Raw genomic sequence first — 15682 nt, 5'->3', positions numbered from 1 at the left:
AAACCCCCGGCCTGGGCCGGGGGTTCTGGTATTACTCGTCGAGGAAGGAGCGCAGATGCTCGCTTCGCGTCGGGTGGCGCAACTTGCGCAGCGCCTTGGCTTCGATCTGACGGATCCGCTCACGGGTCACGTCAAACTGCTTACCGACTTCCTCAAGGGTGTGGTCGGTATTCATGTCGATGCCGAAACGCATGCGCAGTACCTTGGCTTCACGGGCAGTGAGGCCGGACAGTACGTCGCGAGTCGCTTCTTTCAAGCTCTCAACAGTGGCGACATCGATTGGCGACTGCATGGTCGAGTCTTCGATGAAGTCACCCAGATGGGAGTCTTCGTCATCACCAATCGGCGTTTCCATGGAGATCGGCTCTTTAGCGATCTTCAATACCTTGCGGATTTTATCCTCAGGCATTTCCATGCGTTCGCCCAGCTCTTCCGGGGTCGGTTCGCGACCCATTTCCTGCAACATCTGCCGGGAAATGCGGTTGAGCTTGTTGATGGTCTCGATCATGTGCACCGGAATACGGATGGTGCGGGCCTGGTCGGCGATCGAGCGAGTGATCGCCTGACGGATCCACCAGGTGGCATAAGTCGAGAACTTGTAGCCGCGACGGTATTCGAACTTGTCCACCGCCTTCATCAAGCCGATGTTGCCTTCCTGGATCAGATCAAGGAATTGCAGGCCACGGTTGGTGTACTTCTTGGCGATGGAGATCACCAGACGCAAGTTCGCTTCAACCATCTCTTTCTTCGCGCGGCGGGCCTTGGCCTCACCGATCGACATACGACGGTTGATGTCTTTGATTTCTGCAATGGTCAGGCCGGTTTCGGTCTCAAGCGCGGTCAGCTTCTGCTGGCAACGGATGATATCGGGCTGCAGGCGACCGATGGCTTCGGCGTATTTCGCCTTGCCCTTGGCCAGTGCGTCGCTCCAGCTTTCGTCAACTTCGTTGCCCGGGAACTGGCGCAGGAAATCGGTACGCGGCATGCGCGCATCACGCACACAGAGCTGCATGATCGCACGCTCTTGTGCACGCAGACGCTCAAGGGCGCTGCGAACACGCTCAACCAGGCCTTCGAATTGCTTGGGCACCAGCTTGATCGGCATGAACAGCTCAGCCAGGGCCACCAGCTCGGCAATCGCCTGCTTGTTGCCACGACCGTGCTTCTTCAGGGCCTTGCGGGTGATTTCCATTTGATCGGAAACCGCACCGAAGCGCTGGGCAGCGATGACCGGGTCTGGACCGCTTTCGGCTTCTTCTTCGTCGTCGCTGCTTTCAGCTTCGTCGTCGTCGGAGTCGTCGTCCGCTTTTGCGGCTTTCGCATCAACAGGCGGCGGTACTTCGGCGGCAGGCGGCGCAATGCCGTCGTCCGGGTCGATATAACCGCTCAGGACGTCAGACAGGCGGCCACCTTCGGTGGTGACGCGAGTGTACTCGGAGAGAATGTGGTCAACCGTGCCAGGGAAGTGCGCAATGGCGCCCATCACTTCACGGATGCCCTCTTCGATACGCTTGGCGATTTCGATCTCGCCTTCGCGTGTCAGCAGCTCGACGGTACCCATTTCGCGCATATACATGCGCACCGGGTCTGTCGTGCGACCGATATCGGTCTCCACCGCAGCCAACGCGGCGGCAGCTTCTTCAGCGGCGGCTTCGTCGGTATCGGCGTCGGCCAGCATAAGGGAATCCTTATCTGGCGCAGTTTCGAATACGTTGATCCCCATGTCGTTAATCATGCGGATGATGTCTTCCACCTGCTCAGGATCTGAAATATCCTCAGGCAGGTGGTCGTTGACCTCCGCGTAAGTCAGGTAACCCTGCTCACGACCAAGAAGTATCAACTCTTTGATACGAGACTGCTGTTGCGCTTTTCCGGACATAACACCCTATCCACTGAAGGTCTTGGCGGGCAAAAAACAAGCCGAGGATTATACCCGAGCTATGACCTCACACGCCAGCTGAGGTCGGGTTTGATGCGTAAACATTCTGTTTTAAGAGGTCGCGCATCTGTTTTGCTATCTGAATTTGCTCTTCAGCCGATAATCCCGGCTGCCTTGCTCTCTTGATAAGTTCGTCGAGGGTCTGAGTGTGTTGACCCGCGGATAACCTATTAATGGTGTCTAAAAACTGTTGTTCAAGGTTGTCGCCGTCAATTAGCCACTCCTTTTCCGCCAGTGCCCGCAATAAACGGCCCTGTTCCGTGCCATGCCAGCGAGCCATCAACTGGATTGAGTTTAGCTTAGGGTTTTTCTGCACGGCTTCGATCAGTGCAATAAGCACCTGAGCATAGGTATTGCTCTCGTTGGCAAAGTGGTCGGCACTTTCAACCTTGCCGGCCAATTGCGGGTGGTGAATCAGTGTGCGCAGTGCAATCAGTGTGGGGGCTTCCACCGCTACGGGCGTGCGTGGCGCGTAGGCTTCATCGCGATCATCGCGATCACCGCGCTTGCCGTTTTTGCTCCACGGCTTTTTATCCCACTTCTTGCCACCTGCGCCGGGCTTCTTTGGCGTCCACTCCTGCTGGGGCGCGAAGGCCTCCTGAGGTTGGTGAAAGTCAGCGTAGTCCGGCATGGCGTCGTAATCCATGCCGGGGTCGTAGGCTGGCGGCGCCTCTTGCGGGGCGCTGTGCACCAGCTGGCTGACGGCTTCACCGCTCAAACCGGTGATCTCCAGCAGGCGCTGGCGCATCAGTGTGCGCAAATTGGCGCCGGGGACTTTGTCGATCAGCGGCGCCGCAAGGGTTGCCATATGGGCCTTGCCCTCCAGGGAGCGCGGGTCGGCTTCTTCGGTCAGTTGCTGGAAAAAATAATCCGCCAGCGGCTGTGCATGTTGATTGATGCGTGCACGGAACGCATCGGTACCTTCCGAGCGCACCAGCGTGTCCGGGTCTTCGCCTTCGGGCAGGAACAGGAAGCGTGCGCGACGCCCATCCTGCAGGCTCGACAGCGTGGCTTCGAGCGCGCGCCAGGCGGCGTTGCGGCCAGCCTGGTCGCCGTCGAAGCAAAACAGCACGCTGGGCACGACACGGAACAGGCGCTTCAGATGTTCTTCGCTGGTGGCGGTGCCGAGGGTCGCGACCGCGTTGCGCAGGCCTTGTTGGGCCAGGGCGATCACGTCCATATAACCCTCAACCACGATGATTTCGTCGAGGTTGCGGTTGTTCTTGCGCGCTTCGAACAGGCCGTAGAGTTCCTGGCCTTTGTGAAACACCGGGGTCTCCGGGGAGTTCAGGTACTTGGGTTTGTCATCACCAAGCACGCGGCCGCCAAAGGCGATGATGCGGCCACGGCTGTCGCGGATCGGGAACATCACGCGGTCGCGGAAGCGGTCATAGCGCTTGCCGGTCTCGGCGTTTTCCACCAGCAGGCCGGCGTCGATCATGGCCTTTTGCTGGAGGGTGTCGTTGCTAAGGTGTTTATACAGATTGTCCCAGCCCGGCGGAGCGAAGCCGAGACCGAAGTCCCGAGCGATTTCGCCGGTGAGGCCACGGCCTTTGAGGTAGTCGACAGCGGCCTTGCGCTGCGGATGGCTCTTGAGTGCCTGGCGGTAAAAATCGGCGGCAGCGGTAAGCAGCGGGTACAGCGGCGAATCGGTGGGTTGCCGGGGTTTGTGCGGGCGGCCACTTTCTTCGCGGGGCACTTCCATTCCTGCGGCTTTAGCCAAGTCCTCGACAGCCTGGGGGAAGTCCAGGTTGTCGTGGTCCATCAGGAAACCCAGGGCATTCCCGCCCGCCCCGCAACCGAAGCAGTAATAGAACTGCTTGTCGGGGCTGACGCTGAAGGATGGGGTTTTTTCTTTATGGAACGGGCAGCAGGCGGTGTAGTTTTTGCCGGCTTTTTTCAGCTGTACGCGTGAGCTGACAACATCGACGATGTCGGTGCGGTTCAGAAGGTCGTCAATAAAGCTCTGGGGAATCAGCCCGGCCATGGCGTTCTCGTCATCACTGCGTGTAAATGAGGACCCGTGAGGTGTTCAAGCGCACGTATAGGGGGCTCGATCATCATCGTCTGCATGGGTCATCAGGAAGTGTATCTGCCGAATATTCACTGAGGGTAGTTTCTGATCAGTCTTCGGCATGGAAATGTTGCCCGGGCGTCCGGTCTTGGCCAATGGCAGCCTCGGAAACGCATCGATGGGCACAGCCGACACGGTTGATCGTCTGTTTGAAGAATAGGTGTGCTCGTCAGTAGCCTTGTTAGGCTCGTCAGAAGAGACGTGCACCGCTGGCAAAAGAGCCAGCCCTGACGTGTGAAGCAGTGTCTCGGTCGCGTGTGCGGCGTCGACGGTGAAGCATCAAGCGATATCCGCAAATGCCAACAGCCCGGCTGAGGGCCGGGCTTGGCAGAAGCTTGCTACGAACGTCTGTGTATTAGTACAGACGAACGGCGCGGCGCTGTTCGCGCTGAACTTTCTTAGCGTGACGCTTAACAGCGGCTGCTGCTTTGCGCTTACGCTCAGAAGTTGGCTTCTCATAAAATTCGCGGCTACGAACTTCAGCCAGAACACCGGCTTTTTCGCAGGAGCGCTTGAAACGACGCAGAGCTACGTCGAAGGGTTCGTTCTCTTTTACTTTGACGGCTGGCATCCAGAGCTACCTTCTTTCATTACCGGGAATCAACGTTCTCGTCGCAAAAAATTCGCGGCTGAGGTCGTCGGTTTTTAAGGGTTGCGGATGTTAACCCCTCATTGCCCGGAATGCAAAGCCTCTGATCGAAAACCGCTAGTCGGGAGGGGGAGTGGCGACTATTATGCGCGCCTTCGAATTCAGCCTCTACAAGGCGCAAACCCATGCTAGTACTGGGACTTGAAACCTCCTGCGACGAAACCGGAGTCGCACTATACGACAGTGAACGCGGGCTTTTGGCCGATGCACTGTTCAGTCAGATCGACCTGCATCGCGCCTATGGCGGCGTGGTGCCGGAGCTTGCCAGCCGCGATCACGTCAAGCGCATGCTGCCATTGATCCGCCAGGTGCTGGATGAGGCCGGTTGTGTGGCAACCGAGATCGATGCCATTGCCTATACGGCAGGGCCCGGATTGGTCGGAGCCCTGCTGGTTGGGGCCTCTTGCGCCCAGGCGCTGGCCTTTGCCTGGGGTATTCCTGCTCTTGGTGTGCACCATATGGAAGGCCACTTATTGGCGCCCATGCTGGAAAAAACACCGCCGGAGTTCCCGTTCGTCGCTTTGTTGGTTTCGGGCGGGCATACGCAGCTGGTTCAGGTGGATGGGATCGGTCAATACACACTGTTGGGCGAGTCGCTGGACGATGCCGCCGGTGAAGCGTTCGACAAAACCGCGAAGATGATGGGGCTTAATTATCCGGGGGGGCCGGAAATCGCCCGTCTTGCCGAGAACGGCGTTGCCGGTCGCTACACCTTCCCGCGGCCGATGTGTGATCGTCCTGGCTTGATGTTCAGTTTCAGCGGTTTGAAAACCTCTGCCTTGAACACCTGGCAGCAGAGCGTCAGCGCCGGGGACGACGGCCAGCAAGCCCGTTGCGACATCGCGCTGGCGTTCCAGCAGGCTGTGGTGGAGACTTTGACCATCAAGTGCAAGCGCGCCCTGAAACAGGCGGGCATGAAGCGGCTGGTGATCGCAGGCGGCGTCAGCGCCAACAAGGCGTTGCGCAGTTCCCTGGAAAAAATGCTCGGCGACATGAATGGCAACGTGTTTTACGCACGCCCTGAGTTCTGCACTGACAACGGCGCGATGATTGCCTACGCCGGTTGCCAGCGCTTGCAGGCCGGGCAGCACGAAAGCCTGGCGATCAGCGTGCAGGCGCGCTGGCCGATGGAGCAATTGCCGCCGTTGTAAGGTTCAAGGGCACCGGGTCCAGGCGGGGTATTTAAAAATGCCGTTCGCGCCCGGCAAACAGGTCGCGTAGATTGCCGCGGTGGCGCCAGACGATCAGCAGTGTCAGCACGCTCATCGGTAGCAGCGCTTCTGGTTCCTGCCAGGCCAGCAGCGGCAGGGTCAGCGGCGTGGCAATCAGCGCGGCCAGCGAGCTGGTGCGGGTCAGGTAGAACGTCAGCAGCCAGGCGAGCATGGCCAGTAACGCCGCAGGGGGGTAAATGCCCAGCAGCATGCCGGCCGCCGTGGCGACGCCCTTGCCGCCGCGAAAGCGGAAGTACAACGGGAACAGGTGGCCCAGGACGGCACACAGGCCCACCCAGGCTTGCTGTTGCAAGCTAAGGCCGACGAGGCTGGCGATGAGCACGGGCAGCAGGCCCTTGCAGACGTCGCCCAGCAAGGTCAGGACGGCGAGTTTCTTGCCGGCCAGGCGCAACATATTGGTGGCGCCGGCATTGCCTGAGCCACTCATTCGCGGATCGGGATTTCCCGTCAAGCGGCTGAGCAAAATGGCGAAGGACAGCGAGCCGAGCAGGTAGGCGAAAATCGCCAGTGACCAAAACATGCTAACTATTCCGGGCGAGGACGCCCTGATTCTAACGGGGCATCGCGCCCTTGTCGTGCTGCGGAGAAAAGTGCTTGGACAGAGTGTTTATCGAAGGCCTGGAAGTCGACACCGTGATCGGGGCTTACGACTGGGAGCGCGGAATCCGGCAATGCCTGCGCCTGGACCTGAGCTTCGCCTGGGATAATCGCCCAGCTGCGGCAGGTGACGACCTGACCCTGGCACTGGATTACGCCAGGGTGTCTGCGCGTATCCAGGCCTTTGCCGAGCATTCCCAGTACCAACTGGTGGAAACCTTTGCCGAGCGTCTGGCCGAAGTGCTGATGAGTGAGTTCCAGATTCCCTGGCTGCACCTCAAGTTGACCAAGCCCGGCGCGGTACCGGCTGCCAAGGGCGTGGGCGTGGAGATCGAGCGCGGATGTCGTTGACTCAGGTTTACCTCGGGCTTGGCAGCAATATCGACCGCGAGGCTCGTCTATGCGCCGGCTTGGATGCGTTGGCGGGCTTCTTGACGGATATGCGCTGTTCGGCGGTGTTCGAAAGCCAGCCGGTGGGGATCAAAAGTGGGCCGTTTTTCAATCTGGTGGTGTCGGCTTATACCGACCTGCCGTTGATGGAACTCGATCGCCGGTTGAAATCCATCGAGGCCGACAACGGCCGCTACGCGCCCGACCGCAAAGGCCTGCCGCTGGATATCGATGTGTTGTTGTATGGCGATTGGGTGGGCAATTTCGATGGCTTGATCTTGCCGCGAGCCGAAATTCTGAAAAACGCCTTTGTGTTGTGGCCGCTGTCGATGATGGCGCCGGAGCGTCTGCACCCGGAGGCGGGCAAGACAATGGCCGAGTTGTGGCGAGACGCGCAAATTGATCAGGTATTGGCGCCTGTGGCGTTCGAGTGGCAGGGTCAGCCACTCACGCCACAAGCTCTTTTGTAGGAGCCGAGCGTGCTCGCGAAAAACCTGAGGGCGCTGCGTCATCGTTGAGGTTCTTCGCGAGCAAGCTCGCTCCTACAAGGGCTTTTGCTGTTCTTTGTAGGCTTTAAGCGCCTTGAGCCGTTCGCGCTTGAGCGCCTCGCCCAGTTCGGGGCCTTTGAAACCCTTTTCTAGCAGCGGCGCGACCGGCACTTCGCGTGCCACCTTTGCCGCTCCGCGCAAATAATCGGCCTGTGGATAACTGCGTTGCTCAAAACCCTCGCGGCCACGAGCGTCCATTTCGCAGGCCGCCACGAACTCTTCAAAGCGTTGCGGCCGACGGTACACGTCGAAGCTTTGCAGCAACTCCAGCAATGTCGAGGCCTTGAGTTCAAGCGCGCGATGCCCGTGAGTATGATATTGCCCCACCAGCAAGGCCAACTCCTGGCAATCCCTCGGCACCTTGAAACGCTCGTTCACCGCTTTGATCAGCTTCAAGCCGCGATGTTCGTGGGCAATGTGCTGCGGCAATTTATCCACAGGCGTCAGGCCTTTGCCCAGGTCGTGCAGCAGGCAGGCCCAGCGCACGCTCAGCGGTTGCTTGTGCAGGGCTGCTTGCTGCAGCACGCTCAAGGTATGCACGCCGGTGTCTATTTCCGGGTGGTGAGCTGCGGGCTGCGGCACGCCGAACAGCGCATCCACCTCCGGCATCAAGGTTTTCAGTGCGTCGCAGTCACGCAGTACTTGGATAAATACCTGGGGTTGATCTTCCATCAGCGCCCGTGAGATTTCCTTCCAACTGCGCTCGGGGGTAAGGGCCTCCAACTCGCCGGACTCACTGAGTTGGCGCATTAATTCGAGGGTCTCAGGGGCGACTGTGAAGCCGAGAGGCGCATAGCGCGCGGCGAAACGCGCAACGCGTAGTACGCGGAGGGGATCTTCGGCGAACGCGGGAGAAACATGCCGTAAAAGACGCGCTTCAAGATCGCGTTGTCCCTGATAAGGATCAGTCAGGTTACCCTCGTCATCCTCCGCCATGGCATTGATGGTCAGGTCACGCCGGATCAGGTCTTCTTCCAGCGTAACGTCGGGGCTCGCATGGAATATAAAGCCACCGTAACCCCGGCCATTCTTGCGTTCGGTGCGAGCGAGGGCGTATTCGTCACCGTTTTTCGGATCGAGAAACACCGGAAAATCGGCGCCCACCGGTTTATAACCCTTGGCGAGCATCTCTTCAGCCGTCGCGCCAACGACGACGCGGTCTATATCGGTGACCTCGATGCCCAGAAGGCGATCACGCACGGCGCCGCCGACTTTGTAGATTTTCATGAAAAAGCCTCCATTAGCGGCACAGGATAACGCCTGAGCCTGGCCAATGGAGGCTTTGCTGTTTCAGAGATGCACGACGGCCATGTCCAGGCGGCCATAGTCGTTGTCGTTATGATCGCTGCGCGGTGGTACATGGTGGGTCTTCATCACTTGGTCGCCCTGCAGGGTTTCCAAATGAATATCAAAACCCCAGAGCCGATGCAGGTGCTTGAGCACTTCCTCAGTGGATTCGCCCAAGGGTTTGCGGTCGTGTTGCTGGTGACGCAGGGTCAGCGAACGGTCGCCACGCACATCAATGCTGTAGATCTGAACGTTAGGCTCGCGGTTACCCAGGTTGTATTGCGCGGCCAGGGTTTCGCGAATGATGCGGTAGCCGGGTTCGTCGTGGATGGCAGGCACCACCAGGTCATCCTTGAGGTCGTCGTCCAGGATGCTGAACAACTTGAGGTCGCGGATCACCTGAGGCGACAGGTACTGCAGGATAAAACTCTCATCCTTGAAGCTGCTCATGGCGAACTTGATGGTCGATAGCCAGTCGCTGCCGGCGATTTCCGGGAACCAGCGGCGGTCTTCCTCCGTGGGGTGCTCGCACATGCGGCGGATATCGCGGTACATGGCAAAACCCAGTGCATAGGGGTTGATGCCGTTGTAGTACGGGCTGTCGAAGCCTGGCTGGAAGACCACGCTCGTATGGGACGTGAGGAACTCCATCATGAAGCCGTCAGTGACCAGGCCTTCGTCGTACAGGTCGTTCATCAGGGTGTAATGCCAGAAGGTTGCCCAGCCTTCGTTCATTACTTGGGTTTGGCGCTGGGGATAAAAATATTGCGCGATCTTGCGCACGATACGCACGATTTCGCGCTGCCAGGGCTCCAGCAGCGGTGCGTGCTTTTCGAGGAAATACAGGATGTTTTCCTGCGGTTCGGCGGGGAAGCGGGCATTGTCCTTGTCGCTGTTCTTGTCGGCGCGCTTGGGGATGGTGCGCCACAGGTCGTTGATCTGTTTCTGCAGGTGCTCCTCGCGCTCCTTCTGGCGCAGGCGTTCCTCTTCGGCGGAAATAGGATAGGGACGCTTATAGCGATCGACCCCATAATTCATCAGCGCGTGGCAGGAGTCCAACAGGTCTTCCACCGCATCGATACCGTGGCGCTCCTCGCACTGCATGATGTATTGCTTGGCGAACACCAGGTAATCAATGATCGAACTGGCATCGGTCCAGGTGCGAAACAGGTAGTTGCCCTTGAAGAAACTGTTATGCCCATAGCAGGCATGGGCCACTACCAGCGCCTGCATGCAGATGGTGTTTTCTTCCATCAGGTACGCGATGCACGGGTCGGAGTTGATCACGATCTCGTAGGCCAGGCCCATCTGGCCGCGTGTGTAGGACTTCTCGGTACTGAGAAAGTGTTTCCCGTAGGACCAATGGTGATAGCCCAGGGGCATGCCCACCGAGGCATAGGCATCCATCATCTGTTCAGCGGTGATGACTTCTATCTGATTGGGATAGGTGTCCAAGGCATAACCCGCCGCGATACGGCTGATTTCCCGGTCATAGGCCTGGATCAGTTCGAAGGTCCACTCGGAACCGGTGGAAATGGGTTGGCGCTTGTTCTCTTTTTTGGCGGTCATGTCACTAACCTGCGCTGGAAGAGTTCACGGAAGACCGGGTAGATATCGCCGGCCGAGACCAGTTGCTGCTGGGCGAACGTGTCGGCAAAGGCTTCGCCGATGCGCTCGTATTCGAACCACAGGGCCTGGTGCTCACGGGGGGTAATTTCGACGTAAGTGTAGTACTGCACGAACGGCATGATCTGGTTGATCAAAATGTCCCGGCAGATCGGCGAGTCGTCGTTCCAGTTGTCGCCGTCAGAGGCTTGGGCGGCGTAGATGTTCCACTCGTTGGCGGGGTAGCGCTCGGCCATGATCTCCTGCATCAGCTTCAGTGCGCTGGAAACAATGGTGCCGCCAGTTTCCCGCGAGTAGAAAAACTCCTCTTCGTCCACCTCTCGCGCGCTGGTGTGATGGCGGATGAACACTACGTCAATCTTGTCGTAGTTCCGTTTCAGGAACAGGTACAGCAGGATGAAGAAGCGCTTGGCGATGTCCTTGGTGGCCTGGGTCATGGAGCCGGAAACGTCCATCAGGCAGAACATCACCGCCTTGGAGCTGGGGTTGGGTTGCTTGACCAGCAGGTTGTATTTCAAGTCAAAGGTATCGAGGAACGGCACGCGGTGGATGCGCGCGCTGAGTTTTTCGATTTCCGCCTCGATTTCCTGGATATCGCCGAAGTTATCCGGTTCTTCGCGCTTCAAGCGTGCCAACTCTTCCTTGGCCTGCTTGAGTTTGGCGCGGCTGCTGCCGGAGAGGGCGATACGCCGTGCGTGGGCTGAACGCAGGGTGCGGATGATGTTGATGCGCGACGGGTTGCCCTCGTTGCTGATCCCTGCACGTACGGTCTTGAAGGTATCGGTGCCGGTCAGGTTGCGTTTGACTAGGTTGGGCAGTTCGAGGTCTTCGAACATGAATTCGAGGAATTCTTCCTGAGTGATCTGGAATACGAATTCATCCATGCCTTCGCCAGAGTTGCCGGCTTTGCCCGGGCCTTTGCCGCCGCCACCGCCTTGTGGGCGCTGGATATGTTCGCCAGTGGTGAATTCCTTGTTACCCGGGTGCACCACGGTCTGTTTGCCGCCGCGGCCATGGTGAAGTACCGGTTCGTCGATGTCCCGTCCGGGAATGCTGATTTGTTCGCCATGCTCCATGTCGGTGATGGAACGGCGGCTGACGGCCTCTTCTACCGCCTTTTTGATGTGGTCACGGTAACGCCGCAGGAAACGCTGGCGGTTTACCGTGCTCTTGTTCTTGCCATTGAGGCGTCGGTCGATCACATAGCTCATGGGGAGCCCTCCGGGCAGCTTCACGTTACAAGCTTCAAGCCGCGGGCTGGAAGCTTAGAGACAAGCGGTCAACTGCCAGGCCGGATGCCTGGCAGTGCGCGCTTGCCGCTGCCTTACTGCGATTTGCGAACCCGCAGGTACCACTCGGAGAGCAGTCGTACCTGTTTGTCGGTGTAGCCTCGCTCGACCATGCGTGTGACGAAGTCGTTGTGTTTTTGCTGATCCTCCTTGCTGGCCTTGGCGTTGAAGCTGATGACGGGCAGCAGGTCCTCGGTGTTGGAGAACATTTTCTTCTCGATGACCACCCGCAGCTTCTCGTAGCTGAGCCAAGTGGGGTTCTTGCCGTTGTTGTTGGCACGGGCGCGCAGTACGAAATTGACGATTTCGTTGCGGAAGTCCTTCGGATTGCTGATGCCGGCGGGTTTCTCGATTTTTTCCAATTCTTCGTTGAGGGCCACGCGATTGAGGATTTCGCCGGTTTCCGGGTCGCGGTATTCCTGATCCTGGATCCAGAAATCGGCGTACAGGACGTAGCGGTCGAAAATGTTCTGGCCGTATTCGCTGTAGGACTCCAGGTAAGCGGTCTGGATTTCCTTGCCGATGAACTCGATGTAGCGCGGCGCCAGGTATTCCTTGAGGAAGCGCAGGTAGCGCTCACGAGTTTCGGCCTGGAATTGCTCCTGTTCAATCTGTTGTTCCAGCACATAGAGCAAGTGCACCGGGTTGGCGGCAATCTCGTGGGGATCGAAGTTGAAGACCTTGGACAAGATCTTGAACGCAAAGCGCGTCGACAGACCGTTCATGCCCTCGTCCACACCGGCTGTATCACGGTATTCCTGGATCGACTTAGCCTTGGGATCGGTGTCCTTGAGGTTTTCGCCGTCGTAGACGCGCATCTTCGAATAGATATTGGAGTTCTCCGGCTCCTTGAGGCGCGACAGTACGGTGAACTGGGCAAGCATTTTCAGGGTGTCGGGGGCGCAATGGGCCTTGGCCAGGGAGCTGTTGAACAGCAGTTTGTCGTAAATCTTGATTTCGTCACTGACCCGCAGGCAGTACGGCACCTTGACGATATAGATCCGGTCGATGAAGGCTTCGTTGTTCTTGTTATTGCGGAAGGTATGCCATTCCGATTCGTTGGAGTGAGCCAGCAGGATCCCGGTAAATGGAATCGCCCCCAGGCCTTCGGTACTGTTGTAGTTACCTTCCTGGGTAGCGGTGAGCAGTGGGTGCAGCACCTTGATCGGTGCCTTGAACATCTCCACGAACTCCATCAGGCCCTGGTTGGCCCGGCACAATGCGCCCGAATAGCTGTAGGCATCGGCATCGTTCTGCGGAAACTCTTCCAGTTTTCGGATATCGACCTTGCCCACCAGTGCCGAAATGTCCTGATTGTTTTCATCGCCGGGTTCGGTCTTGGCCACGCCGATCTGGTTGAGGATCGACGGGTAGAGTTTCACCACCCGGAACTGGCTGATGTCACCGCCGAACTCGGCCAGGCGCTTGGTGGCCCAGGGCGACATGATGGTGTTGAGGTAGCGCCGCGGGATACCGAAGTCTTCCTCGAGGATCGCGCCATCTTCCGTGGCGTTGAACAGGCCCAAGGGGGACTCGAAGACGGGCGAGCCCTTGATCGCATAGAAGGGCACCTTCTCGATCAATTGCTTGAGCTTTTCCGCCAGGGACGATTTGCCGCCGCCGACCGGGCCGAGCAAATAGAGGATCTGCTTCTTCTCTTCCAGGCCTTGGGCGGCATGGCGGAAGTAGGAAACGATCTGGTCGATGCATTCTTCCATCCCATGGAAGTCTTCAAAGGCCGGATAGCGGCGGATCACCTTGTTGGAAAATATCCGCGACAGGCGCGAATTATTGGCGGTTTCCACCAGTTCTGGCTCGCCAATCGCCAATAGCAAGCGTTCGGCGGCAGAAGCGTAGGTGCTGCGGTCCTGTTTGCACAGCTCGAGATACTCCTGAAGCGTGAGTTCTTCCTGCTGTGTGGACGCGAAGCGTTGTTGGAAGTGGCTAAAGATACTCATGACGTCGTCACCTCGCTCGATACGTGGAGCCGACGCCGGATCAATCAGTCGATGCTGGCAGTCATTGACGCACGCCAATGGCTGTTTTCCCCCCAGAACACCCTGAAACGCTACCGATGACCCGTACGCCGGTGTACCGGCTCTCCCCTGATTCGGATGGCCTGCGCTTAAGGATAGTTCGGAATCCGGGAGGTCAAGGCGCGATGCGCAATTAGTTTAGCCGCGCCGTTCGTCAGAAACGGCGCAAGCCCAAGCGTCACGCGGGGTAGCGGGGTGTGAAAAAAATTATTGCGAATCGCCCGAAGAAATTTCCGCGGGATAGGTCGTACGCCACAGCTCAAACCCGCCGTCCAGGCTGTAGACGTCAGAGAAACCCTGGCTGATCAGATACGCGGCTGCACTCTGGCTGGAATTGCCGTGGTAGCAGGCGACGATCAGCGGTGCATCGAGGTCGGCGGCGCGGATGAAGTCGGCGATGTTGACGTTGTCCAAGTGCTGGGCGCCGGTGATGTGAGCGGCGGCATAAGTAGGCTGGTCGCGGATGTCGACGACTACGGCACCTTGCTCGCGCAGGGTCTGTGCTTCTTGGGGAGGGATACGTTTGAATTCGGTCATGGCGGGCTCCTATTGCTTGGCGGTGGCCGGCAGGGTAATGGAAAGGGGCGATTCGCACTGGCAGTCGAGGCGCTTGCCCGTGTCGATGTTCATCAGGGTCATGGCACCGCCCCACACGCAACCGGTGTCGAGGGCGAACACGCCGGGTTCATCGCACTTGCCTTCCAGCGCGGCCCAGTGGCCAAAGATGATCTTTGTGTCTCGGGTCTTGCGTTCCTTGTAGGCGAACCAGGGCTTGTAGCCGGGCAGGGCGGTGTCGGCGCCTTCCTTGCTCTTGAGGTCCAGTTTGCCTTCGGCCGTGCAGAAGCGCATCCGCGTGAAGTAGTTGGTGATGACTCGCAGGCGGGCCACGCCGGTGAGGTCGTTGTCCCACTTCACTGGGTCGTTGCCGTACATGCCGTCGAGGTAAGCGGTGTACAGGTTGTCATCAGCCAATGCACTTTCAACTTCGGCGGCGCACTTGAGGGCTTTTTTCAGCGTCCACTGCGGCGGGATACCGGCATGCACCAAGGCCATGTTGCGATCCTCGTCGTAGTGCATGAGTTTTTGCCGGCGCAGCCAGTCGAGCAGTTGAGCGCGGTCTGGGGCTTCGAGAATTTCCCGCAGGGTGTCGCCTTTTTTGAGGCGCTCGATATTGTTGCCGGCCGCAAGCAGATGCAGGTCATGGTTGCCCAGCACGCATACCAAGGAATCACGCAGGCTATAGAGGTAGCGCAGGGTTTCCAGGGACTGTGGGCCCCGGTTAACCAAGTCTCCCACCAACCACAAGCGATCATTTGCCGGGTCGAAGGCTACGCGCTCCAGCAGGCGCTTGAGAGGGTCCAGGCAACCTTGCAGGTCGCCGACCGCGTACGTCGCCATCAGTGCAGGGCTCCTGGCACAGCCAGGCGGAAGGGCTTGATGATTGCATCGAACAGTTGGCCGTCGGTGGCCTTCATTTGATACGAGCCTTGCATGGTGCCGACCTTGGAGGTCATTACCGTGCCGCTGCTATAAGTGTGGCTGGCGCCGCTGTCGATCAACGGTTGCTGGCCGACAACGCCTGCCCCGCGCACTTCCTCGACCTGGCCGTCGCCATCGGTGATGACCCAGTGGCGCGACAGCAGCTTGGCCGGCACCAGCCCGTTGTTCTTCACTGTAATGGTGTAGGCAAAGGCGAAGCGGTTATGTTCGGGTTGCGACTGGTCCGCCAGGAAGCGGGTGACGACGCTGACGTCTATCTGATAGCGAGGATCGGACATGCAAGAGGCCTTAAAAGCGAAGGACAGCAGATGCGGGTCAGTCTAGGCCAAGAGGTGGGCACTAGGCCAGACATGCTGTCTGGGCTCTTGAACTTGATGAAACGACTCTATCAACGTAACGCGGTTAAACCTGTGGGAGCGGGCTTGCTCGCGAATGCGGTGCGTCAGTCAACTGATCTATAACTGATCCACCGCATTCGCGAGCAAGCCCGCTCCCACATTGGAGGGTGTTGAACC

General features: G+C 58.6%; 14 protein-coding genes. 3 read left to right on the top strand and 11 right to left on the bottom strand.

What is annotated here, in order from left to right; genetic code table 11:
* Nucleotides 1-31: 31 nt before the first annotated feature.
* The 3 genes from rpoD to rpsU all read right to left on the bottom strand — a co-directional run bounded on the left by rpoD (nucleotide 32) and on the right by rpsU (nucleotide 4584).
* Nucleotides 32-1879 carry an RNA polymerase sigma factor RpoD gene (rpoD, locus tag GH769_RS22225; protein WP_020302171.1) on the bottom strand — a complete coding sequence of 616 codons (1848 nt, stop codon included), beginning with the start codon at nucleotides 1877-1879 and terminating at the stop codon, nucleotides 32-34.
* A gap of 67 nt (nucleotides 1880-1946) precedes the next feature.
* Entirely contained in the window at nucleotides 1947-3926 is a 1980-nt protein-coding gene (dnaG, locus tag GH769_RS22220; RefSeq protein ID WP_108538135.1) for a DNA primase, read from the bottom strand.
* 442 nt (nucleotides 3927-4368) lie between these two features.
* Nucleotides 4369-4584 (bottom strand): 30S ribosomal protein S21, encoded by a 216-nt coding sequence (rpsU, locus tag GH769_RS22215; protein ID WP_002551877.1) that lies wholly within the window; start codon nucleotides 4582-4584, stop codon nucleotides 4369-4371.
* Between the two features lie 203 nt (nucleotides 4585-4787).
* On the opposite strand from rpsU, the gene tsaD reads away from it, so the two are divergent.
* Nucleotides 4788-5813 (top strand): tRNA (adenosine(37)-N6)-threonylcarbamoyltransferase complex transferase subunit TsaD, encoded by a 1026-nt coding sequence (gene tsaD, locus GH769_RS22210; protein WP_003194748.1) that lies wholly within the window; start codon nucleotides 4788-4790, stop codon nucleotides 5811-5813.
* Nucleotides 5814-5844: 31 nt separating this feature from the next.
* Here tsaD and plsY read toward each other — a convergent pair whose 3' ends face one another.
* Nucleotides 5845-6414, bottom strand: coding sequence for a glycerol-3-phosphate 1-O-acyltransferase PlsY (gene plsY, locus GH769_RS22205; RefSeq protein WP_014720187.1), 570 nt, complete (start codon nucleotides 6412-6414; stop codon nucleotides 5845-5847).
* Between the two features lie 74 nt (nucleotides 6415-6488).
* Here plsY and folB point away from each other — a divergent pair, with 74 nt between their 5' ends.
* The gene (folB, locus tag GH769_RS22200; RefSeq protein WP_014720186.1) at nucleotides 6489-6842 is read left to right on the top strand and encodes a dihydroneopterin aldolase; all 354 of its coding nucleotides are present in this window, start codon (nucleotides 6489-6491) and stop codon (nucleotides 6840-6842) included.
* Entirely contained in the window at nucleotides 6833-7351 is a 519-nt protein-coding gene (gene folK / locus GH769_RS22195) for a 2-amino-4-hydroxy-6-hydroxymethyldihydropteridine diphosphokinase (RefSeq protein WP_014720185.1), read from the top strand. Before folB ends, folK begins: the two co-directional genes overlap by 10 nt.
* Before the next feature lie 72 nt (nucleotides 7352-7423).
* On the opposite strand, the gene GH769_RS22190 is transcribed toward folK, so the two are convergent.
* The 7 genes from GH769_RS22190 to apaG form a co-directional block, all read right to left on the bottom strand.
* Nucleotides 7424-8656 (bottom strand): multifunctional CCA addition/repair protein, encoded by a 1233-nt coding sequence (locus tag GH769_RS22190; RefSeq protein ID WP_020302174.1) that lies wholly within the window; start codon nucleotides 8654-8656, stop codon nucleotides 7424-7426.
* 63 nt (nucleotides 8657-8719) lie between these two features.
* A complete protein-coding gene (locus GH769_RS22185; RefSeq protein ID WP_003194736.1) occupies nucleotides 8720-10285 on the bottom strand; it encodes a SpoVR family protein in 1566 nt (521 codons plus the stop codon).
* Nucleotides 10282-11553 carry a YeaH/YhbH family protein gene (locus tag GH769_RS22180; protein ID WP_003194735.1) on the bottom strand — a complete coding sequence of 424 codons (1272 nt, stop codon included), beginning with the start codon at nucleotides 11551-11553 and terminating at the stop codon, nucleotides 10282-10284. Before GH769_RS22180 ends, GH769_RS22185 begins: the two co-directional genes overlap by 4 nt.
* Nucleotides 11554-11666: 113 nt before the next feature.
* A complete protein-coding gene (locus tag GH769_RS22175) occupies nucleotides 11667-13589 on the bottom strand; it encodes a PrkA family serine protein kinase (protein ID WP_003194732.1) in 1923 nt (640 codons plus the stop codon).
* 285 nt (nucleotides 13590-13874) lie between these two features.
* Nucleotides 13875-14204, bottom strand: a complete 330-nt coding sequence (gene glpE / locus GH769_RS22170) for a thiosulfate sulfurtransferase GlpE (protein WP_014720183.1) — start codon at nucleotides 14202-14204, stop codon at nucleotides 13875-13877.
* A 9-nt stretch (nucleotides 14205-14213) separates the two neighbouring features.
* Nucleotides 14214-15065 carry a symmetrical bis(5'-nucleosyl)-tetraphosphatase gene (locus tag GH769_RS22165; RefSeq protein WP_032903905.1) on the bottom strand — a complete coding sequence of 284 codons (852 nt, stop codon included), beginning with the start codon at nucleotides 15063-15065 and terminating at the stop codon, nucleotides 14214-14216.
* Nucleotides 15065-15445 carry a Co2+/Mg2+ efflux protein ApaG gene (gene apaG / locus GH769_RS22160; protein ID WP_003194726.1) on the bottom strand — a complete coding sequence of 127 codons (381 nt, stop codon included), beginning with the start codon at nucleotides 15443-15445 and terminating at the stop codon, nucleotides 15065-15067. The genes GH769_RS22165 and apaG overlap by 1 nt, the downstream gene beginning before the upstream one ends.
* Between the last annotated feature and the right edge of the window lie 237 nt (nucleotides 15446-15682).

Origin of the sequence: Pseudomonas sp. CFSAN084952, from assembly GCF_009648855.1 — a bacterium.
Lineage (GTDB): Bacteria > Pseudomonadota > Gammaproteobacteria > Pseudomonadales > Pseudomonadaceae > Aquipseudomonas > Aquipseudomonas paracarnis.
The sequence above is the reverse complement of the archived record's forward strand: the minus strand, read 5'-3'. Positions and strand labels throughout refer to the sequence as shown.

Excerpts from the sequence above, each read along its gene's own strand:
- rpoD (WP_020302171.1), bottom strand. The coding sequence starts at position 1,879 with ATGTCCGGAAAAGCGCAACAGCAGTCTCGTATCAAAGAGTTGATACTT.
- dnaG (WP_108538135.1), bottom strand. The coding sequence starts at position 3,926 with ATGGCCGGGCTGATTCCCCAGAGCTTTATTGACGACCTTCTGAACCGC.
- rpsU (WP_002551877.1), bottom strand. The coding sequence starts at position 4,584 with ATGCCAGCCGTCAAAGTAAAAGAGAACGAACCCTTCGACGTAGCTCTG.
- tsaD (WP_003194748.1), top strand. The coding sequence starts at position 4,788 with ATGCTAGTACTGGGACTTGAAACCTCCTGCGACGAAACCGGAGTCGCA.
- plsY (WP_014720187.1), bottom strand. The coding sequence starts at position 6,414 with ATGTTTTGGTCACTGGCGATTTTCGCCTACCTGCTCGGCTCGCTGTCC.
- folK (WP_014720185.1), top strand. The coding sequence starts at position 6,833 with ATGTCGTTGACTCAGGTTTACCTCGGGCTTGGCAGCAATATCGACCGC.
- GH769_RS22190 (WP_020302174.1), bottom strand. The coding sequence starts at position 8,656 with ATGAAAATCTACAAAGTCGGCGGCGCCGTGCGTGATCGCCTTCTGGGC.
- GH769_RS22185 (WP_003194736.1), bottom strand. The coding sequence starts at position 10,285 with ATGACCGCCAAAAAAGAGAACAAGCGCCAACCCATTTCCACCGGTTCC.
- GH769_RS22180 (WP_003194735.1), bottom strand. The coding sequence starts at position 11,553 with ATGAGCTATGTGATCGACCGACGCCTCAATGGCAAGAACAAGAGCACG.
- GH769_RS22175 (WP_003194732.1), bottom strand. The coding sequence starts at position 13,589 with ATGAGTATCTTTAGCCACTTCCAACAACGCTTCGCGTCCACACAGCAG.
- glpE (WP_014720183.1), bottom strand. The coding sequence starts at position 14,204 with ATGACCGAATTCAAACGTATCCCTCCCCAAGAAGCACAGACCCTGCGC.
- GH769_RS22165 (WP_032903905.1), bottom strand. The coding sequence starts at position 15,065 with ATGGCGACGTACGCGGTCGGCGACCTGCAAGGTTGCCTGGACCCTCTC.
- apaG (WP_003194726.1), bottom strand. The coding sequence starts at position 15,445 with ATGTCCGATCCTCGCTATCAGATAGACGTCAGCGTCGTCACCCGCTTC.